Below are 13,932 nucleotides of genomic sequence, written 5' to 3'. Positions count from 1 at the left end.
CAAGCCACAGTGACGGCCGACAATTCGTGATAAATTTGGCGTCATGTGTCTTTTGCCGCCCAATCGGAAGTGAAAAAACATGCCCCGTTACCTTCAAGCCACAACAGAACGTTTCCCCGTTGCCGGCAGCTTCACCATTTCACGCGGCACCCGCACGCATGCGGATGTCGTAACGTGCATCATCCGCGATGGTTCCTTCACCGGCCGAGGTGAATGTGTGCCCTATCCACGTTATGGCGAAAGCATCGAAGGCGTCATCGCCGACATCGAAGCGATGGCCGAGCGGATCGCCGCCGGCCTGACACGGCAGGAGTTGCAGCAGGCGATGAAACCGGGCGCCGCCCGCAATGCGGTCGATTGCGCGCTGTGGGACCTCGAAGCGAAGATCAGCGGCAAGAGTGCCGCCGAGCAGGTTCTCGGACAGGCGGCACAACCGCTCGTCACCGCCTATACGATTTCACTTGCCGACCCCGACACCATGGCCGCAAAGACTGCGGAAAATGCCGGCCGTCCGCTTCTGAAAATCAAGACCGGCACCACTGACGACGAAGCGCGCCTGCGGGCCGTGCGCGCCGCAGCCCCCGAGGCACGTATCATCATCGATGCGAATGAAGGCTGGAACGACGACAATATCGAATATTATCTGAAGCTTGCGGCCGAGCTGAAGATATCGCTGATCGAACAGCCCCTGCCCGCCGGCAAGGACGCCATCCTCTCCCGCATCGATCATCCGGTGCTGATTTGTGCCGATGAAAGTGTGCATTCGACGAAGGACCTCGAGGGTCTGCGAGACCGTTACGATGCAATCAACATCAAGCTCGACAAGACCGGCGGCCTGACGGAAGCGCTCGTCATGAAGGCAGAGGCAGAACGGCTCGGCTTCACCATCATGGTCGGCTGCATGCTCGGCACCTCGCTCGGCATGGCGCCTGCCGTGCTGGCAGCGCAGGGCACGGCCTTTGCCGATCTCGACGGGCCGTTGTTATTGGCTGGGGATCGTGATCCGGGGTTGGTTTATGAGGGTTCGCTGGTTTATCCGGCGCGTCCGGAATTGTGGGGTTGAGACCCTGAGGGAAAACAAGGTGAAGCGCGACGTCGCCACTTGTTTCTTCTCCCCGCCGGGGAGAAGGTGGCCCGAAGGGTCGGATGAGGGGGCACCGTTGCCGTATCCCTCTGCCCTCGCCCCCTCATCCCGCTGCCGCGACCTTCTCCCCGGCGGGGAGAAGAAGCGAGGGCTAAGGACCCTTAAGCCCTACAGGCCCCAACTCAGGCCGCGTGCTTCCCGATCAGCCCCGGAATATCCACCGGCTCCATCTCGTCCGATGCCTGACCGGCGGTGGCGTCACTGGTCTGCATCCAGGTGATCAGCTCGAAGCTGCCATCGGCATTTTCGGCAATCGCCGTGCAGCTTTCCACCCAGTCGCCGGTGTTGATGTAGCGGATGCCATCCATGTCTTCCATGACAGCATGGTGAATGTGACCACATATCACGCCGTCGACATTGTTGCGTCGCGCTTCATCCGCCACCACGCGCTGGAATTCGCCGATGAAGTTGACGGCGTGCTTGACCTGCAGCTTGGCCCAGGCCGAGAAAGACCAGTAAGGCAGGCCGATGCGGCGGCGCACGGCGGCGATGGCGATGTTGATGGCGATCGCCGCGTCATAGGCCCAGTCGCCGAGATAGGCGAGCAGCCGGGCATTGCGCACCACCACGTCGAACTCGTCGCCATGGATGACCAGATATTTCTTGCCGTCGGCCGCCTCGTGGATCATGCGCTCGGCCACTTCTATGCCGCCGAAATGCATGCCGGGAAACTCCCGCAGGAATTCATCGTGGTTGCCGGGAATGTAAACGATGCGCGTGCCCTTGCGGGCCTTGCGCAGCAGCTTCTGCACCACGTCGTTGCAGCCCTGCGGCCAGTACCAGCTGCGGCGCAAGCGCCAGCCGTCGACGATGTCGCCGACCATGATGATCGTTTCGGCTTCGTGGTATTTCAGGAAGTCGAGCAGGAAATCCGTCTTGGCCGCCTTGGAGCCAAGATGAACATCCGAAATGAAAAGCGTTCTGAACTGTCTGGTTTCGATTTGACCGGCCACGGATTTCATCCCCCTGTTCGGTTGCGTCCCTGCGGCTTTCTTACCTCTCAGAACCAGACTCGTGTTTCAGCAACATGACAGCGGCGGGTTTTTGTATGGAATATGACGGATGGCTTCACGAAAACGCGAATAAGCCATGCCCGCATTTGCATAAGGTACGGTCAAATAACGGCTGTACCACGGGGAAGTTTGTTGTATTCAGGGGGCCGGAATGAAACCAGATATGACGGTGGAAGAATGACCTCTCACGATAAGAACAACACGCCCGCCAACACGGCAAAGGCCGACATCGAGGAACAGGCGCTCTTTTTCCACCGCTATCCGCGCCCCGGCAAGCTGGAAATCCAGGCTACCAAGCCGCTCGGCAACCAGCGAGATCTGGCGCTTGCCTATTCGCCGGGCGTGGCCGCTCCCTGCCTCGCCATCCATGAAAATCCGGAAAAGGCAGCTGATTATACAGCCCGCGCCAATCTCGTCGCCGTCATTTCCAACGGCACGGCGGTGCTTGGCCTCGGCAATATCGGCCCGCTCGCTTCCAAGCCCGTCATGGAAGGCAAGGCCGTCCTCTTCAAGAAATTCGCCGGCATCGACGTCTTCGACATCGAGATCGACGCACCCGGCATCAACGACATGGTCTCCACCATCGCCGCACTGGAGCCCACCTTCGGTGGCATCAACCTTGAGGACATCAAGGCGCCGGAATGTTTCGAGGTGGAACGCCAGCTACGCGAGAAGATGAACATCCCCGTCTTCCACGATGACCAGCATGGCACTGCGATCATCGTCGCCGCCGCCGTCACCAACGCGCTGGAACTGGCCGGAAAGTCGCTCGCGAGCGTCAAGATCGTTGCGTCAGGCGCCGGTGCGGCAGCCCTCGCCTGCCTCAACCTGCTGGTCGCCATGGGTGCAAACAAGGACAACATCTGGGTCCACGACATCGAAGGCCTGGTTTATGACGGCCGTAACACGCTGATGGACGAATGGAAGGAAGTTTACGCCCAGAAGACCGACAAGCGCGTGCTGGCGGACTCCATCGACGGCGCCGATGTCTTCCTCGGCCTTTCCGCCGCCGGCGTGCTGAAGCCGGAACTTCTGGAGCGCATGGCGGAAAATCCGTTGATCCTGGCGCTTGCCAACCCCAATCCGGAAATCATGCCGGAGGCGGCCCGTGCCGCCCGCCCGGATGCGATGATCTGCACCGGCCGTTCGGATTTCCCGAACCAGGTCAACAACGTGCTCTGCTTCCCCTATATCTTCCGCGGCGCGCTGGATTGCGGCGCAACGACCATCAACGAGGAAATGAAGATGGCCGCCGTGCAGGCCATCGCAGAGCTTGCCCGCGAGGAAGTCTCCGAAGTCGCCGCCAGAGCCTATAGCGGCGAAACGCCGATCTTTGGCCCGAACTATCTCATTCCCTCGCCGTTCGATCCGCGCCTCATCCTGCGCATTGCGCCAGCCGTTGCCCGCGCTGCGGCGGCAAGCGGCGTCGCTACCCGGCCGATCACCGATTTCGAAGCCTATCTCGACCAGCTGAACCGTTTCGTCTGGCGCTCGGGCTTCATCATGAAGCCGGTCTTCAATGCCGCGAAAGCCGCCGAAAAGAAGCGCATCATCTTTGCCGAAGGCGAAGACGAGCGCGTGCTGCGCGCCGCCCAGGTGCTGCTTGAAGAAGGCACCGGCATCCCGATCCTCATCGGCCGTCCGCAGATCATCGAAACGCGCCTCAAGCGCTTCGGCCTGCGCATCCGCCCGCATGCGGATTTCGCGGTGGTCAATCCGGAAGACGATCCGCGTTACCGTGACTATGTCGATGATTATTTCGCGCTGGTCGGCCGCGCCGGCATCAACCCGGAAGCGGCGCGTACCATCGTGCGCACCAACTCCACCGTCATCGGCGCGCTCTCGGTCAAGCGCGGCGAAGCCGATGCGCTGATCTGCGGTCTGGAAGGCCGTTATGACCGGCATCTGCGCGACGTGAACCAGATCATCGGCAAGCAGGAGAACGTGCGATCCTTTGCGGGCCTCAGCCTGCTCATCACCCAGCAGGGGGCGCTGTTCCTTACCGATACTTTCGTGAACAACGATCCGACCTCAGAGGAAGTGGCGGAAATGGCCATTCTGGCTGCCAGGGAAATCCGCCGCTTCGGCATCACGCCGAAGATCGCACTCGCCAGCCACTCCAATTTCGGCTCGCGCGATTCCGAAAGCGCCCGCAAGATGCGCCGCGCGCTGAAGATCGTGCAGGCGGCGGCACCGGAACTGGAAGTGGACGGCGAAATGCAGGGCGGCTCGGCATTGTCCGAAGCACTGCGCAAGCGCGCCATGCCGAACAGCGTGCTGACGGGTGAAGCAAACCTGCTGGTCTTCCCGAACCTCGATGCGGCCAACATCACGCTCGGTGTCACCCGCACCCTGACGGAAGGCCTGCATGTCGGCCCGATCCTGCTCGGCACGGCGATGCCGGCCCACATCCTGTCGCCCAGCGTCACCTCGCGCGGCGTGGTCAACATGGCGGCCTTCGCCGTGGTGCAGGCCTCGCATCCTTCGGTGTGATGAAGACGCATTAACGCAATTTTGAACATGCTGTTGCCGCATTGCGGCAACAGCTTATGTTATCTTCCTGAAACACGGATTTCGTGAAGTATAACGCCCCTGCCACCGGCCGGGGACATTAAACGGATCGCACAATTGACCCGGCGCAGCCGCATCATCGGCCTCCTGCTTCCCCTTGTTTTCATGGCCCCGGCTGCCGCTTTTGCGGATCAGGTCTGCGATACGCTTTATGCGCAATTGCGCGAGCCGCCGCGTGTCATCGGCAATACGGCCGAGGTGCGGCGTTACGCCAATGCGCTCGCCAGCCAGAACATCGCCATCCGCAAGATCAGGAACGATTTGCGCGGCTATGGCTGCTCCTCGGGCAGCATCACCGTCTACGGCAACCCCAATGCCGGCCTCTGCGCCGAGATCGGCGATGCGCTGGTGGATGCCGAAGCCGAGCGGGATGCCATCATCCGCGACCGCGACGATGCCATGGCAGCCGCACGCAATGATGACGGCGACGTCAGGCGCCAGCGCATTCTCGCCGCCCTTGATGCCAATGGTTGCAGCACAATGCCGGAAACGGACATGCAACCACCGCAGGCTCCCGATGTGACCCGTTATCCCGATGCCTTCCGTCAGCAGGGAAATGAGCCGGGACAGGCAGGCCTCTCGCCTTACCCCAATGCCGCCGCCGAGGGCGGGCTTCGCACACTCTGCGTGCGCACCTGCGACGGCTCGTTTTTCCCGATCGCCTCCAACGCCTCGCCGCTCGATTTCCGCGCCCAGGCCGAACAGTGTCAGAAAATGTGCCCGGGAACCGAGACGGAGCTTTATTTCCATTCCATGGGGGATCAGGAAACGGCAGACATGGTGTCCGCTGAAACCGGCAAACCGTACAAGGATTTGCCCACCGCCTTCGCCTACCGCAATGCGTCGACAAAGGCACCCGGCTGCGCCTGCAACATGGCCGCCTATATCAAGGACATGCAGAAGCAGGAAGAGGCCGCCCGGCCGCAAGCCGAAAAGCCCTATTCCAGCATCACCACCATTCCATCACCACAAGGTGACAAGAGTGGTGACAAGCCGCAGAAACCCGCAGAACAACAACAGGCCGCAAAACCGCCTGAACAACCGGTTCCCGAACGCGACTACGATCCGAACGACACCAGGGTGCGTGTCATCGGCCCCAAATTCCTGCCGGACCAGACAGGCCGCATCGACCTAAAGAACCCCGCGTTGAAGGGCATTCAGCCACAGCAGTGACATACGTCATGGAACGAGCGTTTGTCGCTTGTTTCTTCTCCCCGCCGGGGAGAAGGTCGCGGCAGCGGGATGAGGGGGCGAGCTCTCCGAAATCCGACAACGTTGCCCCCTCATCCGACCCTTCGGGCCACCTTCTCCCCGAGGGGGAGAAGAAATACGCGGCAACGTCCCGCCTTATTCACAGGCCTTCGCTTCTACACTCCACCCCAGCGATTGCGAAACACCAGCTCCTCCAGCGGCACGCGCTGACGCCAGCCCTTCACCGCCAGTTCCGGCTCGGTATAAAGTGTATCGACCCGACCGAGGCACAGCCAGGCAACGATCTCGATATGATTGGGTATATCAAGAATGGCGCGAACATCGCTGTCGTGGAAAATGCTGACCCAACCGACCCCGATGCCTTCGGCGCGGGCGGCGAGCCAGAGGTTCTGGATGGCGCAGACGGTCGAATAGACATCCGTGCGCGGATTGTGGGTGCGGCCCAGCACCACCTTGCCGCCGCGTGTCGGGTCGCAGGTGACGCAGATGCTGAGCGGCGCCTTGCGGATGCCTTCCAGCTTCAGGCTGCGGTAAAGCGCCTGCCTTTCGCCCTCAAACATCGCCGCCGCCTCCTCATTGGCACGGCTGAAGGCCACAAAGGCCGCCTGGCGCACGGCGCCATCGGTGACGAGGGTGAAATTCCACGGCTGCATGAAACCGACCGAGGGAGCCGAATGCGCCGCCTTCAGCAGGCGTTCCACCAGCTCCTCCGGCAAGGGATCGGGCAAGAACTGGTCGCGCACATCACGGCGCGTCTCGATGGCGCGGTAGATCGCCTCGCGCTCCTCCCCGGAAAACGGGCGGGCGGGCGAAAGCGCGTGATCGACTGGATTGGTTTGCAATGAATTGCCATCGGACGGATCGGTCGGCATCGTTTATCCCCAACAATGCGGGCGCGCCCGTGCCGAGACCATGCCGGTTCTGCAGCGGCGACGCGCTTTTTCAGCAACCTGCCGCCGTCCGCGCGGTTCGGTCTATCCTGTCAGGCCGGTCTTCTGACTAAGCTTCATCCGCCCCTTTCGCCTTCCCGAATTGCTTCAGTGGCATGAGAAAAAGAGCATCCGCTTCACAGCGTTGGGCACGTTCCGGTCTTTCACCGGATTCCCGATTCTCCCGTCGCAAGGGCGGGCACCTGACGCAAGAATCTATGGGCGAGAAAATTTGCGAATGCAAGTGTCCAGCGGGTGGTGCGGCAATGTGGCCTGCCGCACCTTACCTCCATCATTCCACCGGGAAATATCTGACATAAGCGAATTCATCCCCGTCAGGTGACCAGTTGGGCGAATTCATCGTGCCCTGCCCGCCGAAAAGCTCAAACAGCGTTTCGACATTGCCGCCATCCATATCCATCAGCCGCACCCGCACATCGAGGTCGCGCGGATGGTCGAAGACATCGGCGTCATAGGAGACGAACACCACCTTGTCACCGTGAGGAGACGGGTGCGGGAACCAGTCGCCATAGGCACTGTCGGTAATGCGCTCGACGGCGGAGCCATCCACCCGCACCCGCCAGATCTGCATCAGGCCGGTACGGCTGGAATTGAAATAGATCCATTCGCCATCCGGCGAATAATCCGGGCCGTCATTGCGGCCCTCACCATGGGTGAGGCGTGTTTCAACGCCACTGTCTATGTCCATGGAATAGATATCGAAAACCTGATCCCGAATACCGCAATAGGCAAAACTTTTCCCATCCGGCGACCAGCCGTGCCAGTAGGAAGGAAGGTTCTTCGTCATCAGCCGCGGCACGCCGCCCGTCGAAGGCAGCAGATAGATGGCGCTCTTGCCGAACTCCACCTTGTCGGAAATGGCATAAACCGAACCGTCGGGCGAAATGCCGTGATCATTGTTGCAGAGCGTGGCAAAACCGGTATCGACCTTTTCCGGCGACGCATCACCGGCAAGAGACAGGCGATACAGCAGCCCTTCGCTGTTCAGCAGCAGATATTGCCTATCCGGCGACCAGTTCGGCGCCTCGTAAAGCTCAGGCGTCTGCCACACCACCCGCATCTGCCGGGTGCGGATGTTGAAGATTTCGATGGAACTGCGCATTATGCCTCCCGGGCCTGTCTTCGATCTGGATCGGAGTTGAGTGGCACGCATATTCCGTTTGCATCCGCCACCACCGTGATTATGATCCTATGGCCGCAGGCACCGTCCTGCAAATTCAAATCGGAAAAAACGCCAGCGTTACGGCACCGCCCGTGGCCCTCGCCGTTTCTCCCAGATCCGAGGTTCCGCGATGACTACCATCGCCGATCACGGCATCCGCTTCGGGCGGATCGCCGCAATGCTTCCTGTCAAGAATATCGAAAAGGCCCATGATTTTTATGTCGGTGTTCTCGGTTTCGAAAAGACCTTCGAAAACGGCAACCCCGTCGGCTTCATGATCCTGAAACAGGGAAATGCCGAGCTTCATCTGACATTGCAGCCGGCCCACAAGGCAGCCCCATTCAACGTCGCGCATATGATGGTGAGCGATGTCGATGCGCTGCATGCGATTTGCAAGAGCCAGGGGCTGCGCATCATCAAGGGCCTGCAGGACAAGGATTATGGCCTGCGGGCTTTCGTTTTCGAAGACCCTGACGGCAACCGCATCGATGTGGGGCAGGTTATTTGAGGAAGCGAACGGCGCGGGGTTTTCCTCGCGCCGTCTGTTCAAATACGTTGGCTTATTGTGGGCCGAGCGCATGCCACTTGTTTCTTCTCCCCGCCGGGGAGAAGTCCGCGGCAGCGGGATGAGGGGGGCAAGGGTAGTGAGATACGGCAACGTTGCCCCCTCATCCGACCCTTCGGGCCACCTTCTCCCCGGCGGGGAGAAGAAATGCGCGGCACCGTCGAACCTACCCGCACTCCCCTCGCGATCACCGATCCCGGAACCGGTTGGTAATCGGATAACGCCGGTCCCGTCCAAAATTCTTCTTGGTAATCTTCACACCCGGAGCCGATTGCCGGCGTTTGTATTCGGCCAGATAAAGCAGATGCTCCACCCGGTGCACAGTCGCCACATCATGGCCGCGCGCCAGAATTTCCTCGACCGACATTTCCTTCTCGACAAGGCACTCAAGAATATCGTCCAGCACCGGATAGGGCGGCAGCGAATCCTGGTCGGTCTGGTTGGGGCGCAATTCGGCCGATGGTGCCTTGGAAATGATGTTGGCCGGGATAACCTCGCCGGAGGGGCCAAGCGCGCCGGGCGGCACATGGGCGTTGCGCCAGCTGGAAATGGCATAGACCTGCATCTTGTAGAGGTCCTTGATGGGGTTGAAACCGCCATTCATGTCGCCATAAAGCGTCGCGTAACCCACCGACATTTCCGACTTGTTGCCCGTCGTCACCACCATCGAGCCGAATTTGTTGGAAACGGCCATCAGAATGGTGCCACGGGTGCGGCTCTGCAGGTTTTCTTCGGTGATACCCTCTTCCGTGCCCTCGAAAAGGTCTGACAGTGCCGAGAGGAAACCTTCCACCGGCTCGACGATCGGTACGATATCATAACGGCAGCCGAGCGCTTTCGCGCAATCGGCGGCGTCCTTCAGCGATTCTTCCGAGGTATAACGGTAAGGCAGCATGATGCAGCGCACCCGCTCCTCGCCCAGCGCATCGACGGCAAGGGCCGCGCAGATCGCCGAATCGATGCCGCCGGAAAGGCCGAGAACCACGCTCTTGAAACCGTTCTTGTTGACGTAATCCCTAAAGCCCAGCATGCAGGCGCGGTAATCCGCCTCCTCGCCCTCTGGTATTTTCGAGAAAGGCCCGCTCTCGCAATGCCAGCCATCCGCTGTGCGTTTCCAGTCGGTGACGGCAAGTGTGGCCTCGAACTGGCTCATCTGGAAGGCGAGCGTCTTGTCCGCGTTAAAGCCGAAGCTCGCACCATCGAATACCAGCTCATCCTGCCCGCCCAGCTGGTTGGCGAAAACCAGCGGCAGGCCGCTCTCGATCACCTGCCTGAGCGCCACCTGATGGCGCACATCCAGCTTGCCGCGATAATAGGGCGACCCGTTCGGCACCAGCAGGATTTCCGCGCCGCTTTCGGCGAGCGTCTCGCAGACGCCCATGTCGTTCCAGATTTCCTCGCAGATCGGAATGCCGATCCTGACACCGCGGAAATTATAGGGCCCGGAAATCGACCCTTCTTCGAAAACACGTTTTTCGTCGAATTCGCCGTAATTCGGCAGATCGATCTTGTCGCGCAGCGCGACAATCTTGCCGCCATCCAGAAGCGCCACCGAATTGTGCCGGCCCGCTTCGCCCTGTCGCGGAAAACCGATAACGACGCCCGGCCCGCCATCGGCGGTTTCGGCCGCCAGTTCCTCGACAGCCTTGAGGCAAGCCTTCAGGAAAGCCGGCTTCAGCACCAGATCCTCAGGCGGATAGCCTGAAATGAACAGCTCGGTCAGAAGCAGGAGATCGGCGCCCTGCGTTGCCGCATCGGCCCGTGCCTCACGCGCCCTGGCGAGGTTGCCCGCCACGTCGCCAACAGTCGGATTGAACTGCCCGACGGCAATCCGGAGATGGTTCTTGATATCGTGTCTGTCGCTCATGCCATTTCAATACCGCGCCCGTGGCCGCTCCGCAACGCGGCAATTGCATGCCGTCGCTTGGGCAATACGCCACGGCTGCGTTCACGCTAAGGTTATCACCACCCCAGCCATCCTCAGCAAAGTTCATGTCGCATTCATCGCGCTTATGTGACAGTTACATGACACTTTTGCGACGCCCGATTCACCTCCCCGGATCGGCACTGCCGCCTGAAATACCGGAGTATGAGTTTGAGACATTCGGCGCCAAAAACAACGGCTTCCGAAAAGGCTGATCTTGTCTTTTCGCCTGCGGGACTGAGGAGCCTTTCGAAGCTTTCGGGCATGGCCTATACGCTTGCCAACCTGACGGTCGCATCCATCATGCTCGTCGTGGCGCTGGAATGGATTGCCCGCGGTTCGCTCCGTGATGTCGGTGCCTTCCTCACCTCGTCCGCCCGTCCGGGCGTGACCACCATCGCCGCCGTGCTCGCCCTTCTCGTGGCGCTGGATGCGCTGCTTGGCCGGCGTTACCTGTCGCTGATTGCCGTTGCTCCGCTCTGCGCGCTGACGGGGCTGATTTCCGCCCAGAAACAGACCTATCTCTCCGATCCGCTTTATCCTTCCGACCTTTTGTTTGGCCGGCAGATCCTCGAACTTCTGCCGACCATGCTGAAGGCGCAACCCTTGACGGCGGTGCTGGTGGGTCTTGGCATCTGTGCCGCCATCGCAACCCTTGTGGCGCTGTGGCTGCTGGCGCGCCGCCATTCGCCGGGCTTGAGCTGGCGTGAACGCGCCGCAGGTCTGGTGTTGGCGCTGCCGCTTCTTGCCGGCCTCGCCTCGCTGATGGACTATTCGCATTATTCCTGGGTGCGTGATCGCCTCAACATCATTCCCATGATGTGGGACCAGCAGGAGAACTACCGCCATAACGGCTTCCTGATGGCCTTCGCCTTCAATATTCCCATGGCCAATGTCTCGGCGCCAGAGGGTTATGGCGACAACAGCATCGCCGATCTCAGCTCCAAGCCCGCCTCTTTCGCCGCCAACAAGGGCGATTATCCTGACGTGATCATGCTGATGAGCGAATCGCTGTGGGATCCGACCCGGCTCGACAATGTCGAACTGTCGGCCGATCCGATGCCGACGATCCGCGCCAAACAGTCCGGCAACGTGTTTTCGCCCGAGTTTGGCGGCATGACGGCCAATGTGGAATTCGAGGCGCTGACCGGCTTTTCCAACGCCTTTCTGCCCTATGGCAGCATTCCCTACCAGCAATATATCCGCCGCCCGGTGCCCTCGCTCGCCAGCTTCTTCCGTGGCGAAGGATATTCCGCCATCGCCATGCATCCGTTCCAGGAATGGTTCTGGAACCGCAAGCAGGTCTATAAAAACTTCGGCTTCGAAGAGTTTCGCTCAGAAGAGACGCTGCCGGCCATGGAAAAACGCGGCAACTTCGCCTCCGACGATGCGCTGATGAACGAAATCATGGCGACCGCCGATACGGCGAAGAACCCGCTCTTCCTTTTTGCCGTCACCCTGCAGGGACACGGCCCCTACGAAGCGGCCCGTTATGCCGAAAACACCATTGATGTTACGGGCGGCCTTTCCGCCTCGGCCTCGCAGGCGCTCGCCACCTATTCACAGGGCGTCGTGGAAGCCGATGACGCGTTGTTGAAACTGATGCGCTGGGCAAAGAAGCGTGACCGCGAAACCATCATCGTCCTTTTCGGGGATCACCTGCCGCCGCTCGGCCAGACCTTCGTGGAAAGCGGTTACATGCCGGGCATGGTGGCCAGCCGCCGCGCGCCGCTGGAAGTGATGAAGAAGGAACATGAAACGCCGCTCGTCGTCTGGTCCTCCAAGAAAGGTGTGCGCAAAAATATCGGCACCATCAGCCCGGCGCTCCTGCCCTATCATGTGCTGAAGACCGCAGGCTTCTCCGACCCTTTTTATACCGGCACGCTGGGTGACGTTCAGCAGGAATTTTCCGTCATCGACCGGCACATGCTGGTGGCAACGGACGGCAAGGCCCTGCCCGACTGGTCGATCGCACCGAACGCCGTTCCCGACGTGGTGCGGGATTATCGCCTGCTGCAATTCGACATGATGTTCGGCGCGCAATATGGCCGCGAGCGTTTCTTCCCCGGCTTCAACTGGCTGCATGAGGGCGCACCGGCCGTCTGATGTTTCTGGCTAGGGTGCCTGAACCGCATGGCGGTGGAAATCGTTTGAATTCCGCCACCATGCGGGTTTATCTCGGGAAAACACACAGGCACCCATCAGAACCGGAGACACACCGTGTCAGATATCTCCGACTATATCGTCTCGCACTTCAAACGCTCCTCCCGTGAAATCGGCGAGGTGGAACGGCGTATTCTGGAACTGTCGCATCAGAAAAAGCTGATTTCGAGCGACACCAATGCGGAATTTTCCGCCGGCGCCAGTTTGGGCGACAGGCTGGCGGATAATATCGCCAAGGTCGGCGGTTCCTGGGGGTTCATTCTCAGCTTCTGCTTTTTCCTGATCTTCTGGGCCATCATCAACACCATCGTGCTGACTACCCGTGCTTTCGACCCCTACCCCTTCATCTTCCTCAACCTGCTTCTCTCGATGCTGGCCGCCATCCAGGCGCCGATCATCATGATGTCGCAGAACCGCCAGGCCGCCCGCGACCGTTTCGAGGCCGCCAAGGACTATGAGGTGAACCTGAAGGCCGAGCTGGAGGTTCTGTCGCTGCATGAAAAGATCGATGTGAAGGTGCTCGCCGAACTGGCGGCACTGCGCCAGGACATCGCCGCCATCCACCACCACGTCACCCGGAAAGATGGTTGACGCGAAAAAACGTCTTCCCCGCTTTTCCACACCCCGCGCCGCACTGTTAGAGTGAACGCAGTCCTGCCGGGTGGACGCCAGACGTGGCGGAAACTGAAGGACGGTCCTGGTGGTGGAACGCTGGCAACGTTCGTGGAAAGGACCATTTCGCAACATGCGGTGCACAGCCCTTTGCGGGATACGGCATGGTGAAAGACCCGGCTGCGCAACGCATCCGACCCACACCAACCTCATATGAAGCGCAGCCGGGGATCGCCCGGTGCCTTCCCGCTATCCCCGTCCGGCAGCGCCGTGCGGGATGAAGGTGTTGGGGGTTTGGGGCATTTACAGAAGTGAATGGAAGTGCGCGGGGCTTACCCCCCTCTGCCCTACCGGGCATCTCCCCCTCAAGGGGGGAGATCGACCCGAGGCGAAGCCTCGGCCATCTCGACGGATGAAATGAAGTGGCGATAAAGCGTCTTTCCGATCTCCCCCCTTGAGGGGGAGATGCCCGGCAGGGCAGAGGGGGGTAAAGCCCCGCGCACCTTCGCTCCAATATGAATCGCACAACACCCGCCGAAAACCCACACCCAGTTACGAATCCGTCAGAATCTTACGCTACAGATTGACGCAGGCGTTTGTTGCATTGCACTCTAGC

The 13,932-nt window shown here is 60.5% G+C and carries 10 protein-coding genes and 1 riboswitch; of the genes, 6 read left to right on the top strand and 4 right to left on the bottom strand.

The window, feature by feature from the left end; translation table 11 throughout:
* Window positions 1-79 precede the first annotated feature (79 nt).
* The gene (gene dgcA, locus O8B93_RS18315) at window positions 80-1,063 is read left to right on the top strand and encodes an N-acetyl-D-Glu racemase DgcA (protein WP_269711358.1); all 984 of its coding nucleotides are present in this window, start codon (window positions 80-82) and stop codon (window positions 1,061-1,063) included.
* Window positions 1,064-1,266: 203 nt separating this feature from the next.
* Here dgcA and O8B93_RS18310 read toward each other — a convergent pair whose 3' ends face one another.
* Window positions 1,267-2,106, bottom strand: coding sequence for a UDP-2,3-diacylglucosamine diphosphatase (locus tag O8B93_RS18310; RefSeq protein WP_269711357.1), 840 nt, complete (start codon window positions 2,104-2,106; stop codon window positions 1,267-1,269).
* A gap of 228 nt (window positions 2,107-2,334) precedes the next feature.
* Between O8B93_RS18310 and O8B93_RS18305 the strand changes: the two genes are divergently transcribed.
* A complete protein-coding gene (locus O8B93_RS18305; protein WP_269711356.1) occupies window positions 2,335-4,650 on the top strand; it encodes an NADP-dependent malic enzyme in 2,316 nt (771 codons plus the stop codon).
* A gap of 135 nt (window positions 4,651-4,785) precedes the next feature.
* The gene (locus O8B93_RS18300; RefSeq protein ID WP_269711355.1) at window positions 4,786-5,901 is read left to right on the top strand and encodes a DUF2865 domain-containing protein; all 1,116 of its coding nucleotides are present in this window, start codon (window positions 4,786-4,788) and stop codon (window positions 5,899-5,901) included.
* 194 nt (window positions 5,902-6,095) lie between these two features.
* On the opposite strand, the gene bluB is transcribed toward O8B93_RS18300, so the two are convergent.
* Entirely contained in the window at window positions 6,096-6,812 is a 717-nt protein-coding gene (bluB, locus tag O8B93_RS18295; RefSeq protein ID WP_269711354.1) for a 5,6-dimethylbenzimidazole synthase, read from the bottom strand.
* Window positions 6,813-6,908: 96 nt separating this feature from the next.
* A riboswitch (cobalamin riboswitch) is annotated at window positions 6,909-7,091 on the bottom strand.
* Between the two features lie 70 nt (window positions 7,092-7,161).
* Complete coding sequence (locus tag O8B93_RS18290; protein ID WP_269711353.1) at window positions 7,162-7,992, bottom strand: TolB family protein; 831 nt, start codon at window positions 7,990-7,992, stop codon at window positions 7,162-7,164.
* Between the two features lie 190 nt (window positions 7,993-8,182).
* On the opposite strand from O8B93_RS18290, the gene O8B93_RS18285 reads away from it, so the two are divergent.
* Window positions 8,183-8,560: a glyoxalase superfamily protein gene (locus tag O8B93_RS18285; RefSeq protein ID WP_269711352.1), complete on the top strand. Its 378-nt coding sequence runs from the start codon at window positions 8,183-8,185 to the stop codon at window positions 8,558-8,560.
* Window positions 8,561-8,804: 244 nt separating this feature from the next.
* Here the strand turns inward: O8B93_RS18285 and O8B93_RS18280 are convergent, their stop codons facing one another.
* Window positions 8,805-10,484: an NAD+ synthase gene (locus O8B93_RS18280; protein ID WP_269711351.1), complete on the bottom strand. Its 1,680-nt coding sequence runs from the start codon at window positions 10,482-10,484 to the stop codon at window positions 8,805-8,807.
* 222 nt (window positions 10,485-10,706) lie between these two features.
* Here O8B93_RS18280 and O8B93_RS18275 point away from each other — a divergent pair, with 222 nt between their 5' ends.
* Together O8B93_RS18275 and O8B93_RS18270 are read left to right on the top strand one after the other, a co-directional pair.
* The gene (locus O8B93_RS18275; RefSeq protein WP_269711350.1) at window positions 10,707-12,647 is read left to right on the top strand and encodes an LTA synthase family protein; all 1,941 of its coding nucleotides are present in this window, start codon (window positions 10,707-10,709) and stop codon (window positions 12,645-12,647) included.
* A gap of 114 nt (window positions 12,648-12,761) precedes the next feature.
* On the top strand, window positions 12,762-13,295 hold the full coding sequence (locus O8B93_RS18270; protein WP_269711349.1) for a DUF1003 domain-containing protein: 534 nt from the start codon (window positions 12,762-12,764) through the stop codon (window positions 13,293-13,295).
* The last annotated feature ends 637 nt before the right edge of the window (window positions 13,296-13,932 follow it).

The organism is Martinezella rhizogenes, from assembly GCF_027460065.1.
GTDB lineage: Bacteria > Pseudomonadota > Alphaproteobacteria > Rhizobiales > Rhizobiaceae > Agrobacterium > Agrobacterium rhizogenes_C.
The sequence above is the reverse complement of the archived record's forward strand: the minus strand, read 5'-3'. Positions and strand labels throughout refer to the sequence as shown.

Excerpts from the sequence above, each read along its gene's own strand:
- dgcA (WP_269711358.1), top strand. The coding sequence starts at position 80 with ATGCCCCGTTACCTTCAAGCCACAACAGAACGTTTCCCCGTTGCCGGC.
- O8B93_RS18310 (WP_269711357.1), bottom strand. The coding sequence starts at position 2,106 with ATGAAATCCGTGGCCGGTCAAATCGAAACCAGACAGTTCAGAACGCTT.
- O8B93_RS18305 (WP_269711356.1), top strand. The coding sequence starts at position 2,335 with ATGACCTCTCACGATAAGAACAACACGCCCGCCAACACGGCAAAGGCC.
- bluB (WP_269711354.1), bottom strand. The coding sequence starts at position 6,812 with ATGCCGACCGATCCGTCCGATGGCAATTCATTGCAAACCAATCCAGTC.
- O8B93_RS18290 (WP_269711353.1), bottom strand. The coding sequence starts at position 7,992 with ATGCGCAGTTCCATCGAAATCTTCAACATCCGCACCCGGCAGATGCGG.
- O8B93_RS18285 (WP_269711352.1), top strand. The coding sequence starts at position 8,183 with ATGACTACCATCGCCGATCACGGCATCCGCTTCGGGCGGATCGCCGCA.
- O8B93_RS18280 (WP_269711351.1), bottom strand. The coding sequence starts at position 10,484 with ATGAGCGACAGACACGATATCAAGAACCATCTCCGGATTGCCGTCGGG.
- O8B93_RS18275 (WP_269711350.1), top strand. The coding sequence starts at position 10,707 with ATGAGTTTGAGACATTCGGCGCCAAAAACAACGGCTTCCGAAAAGGCT.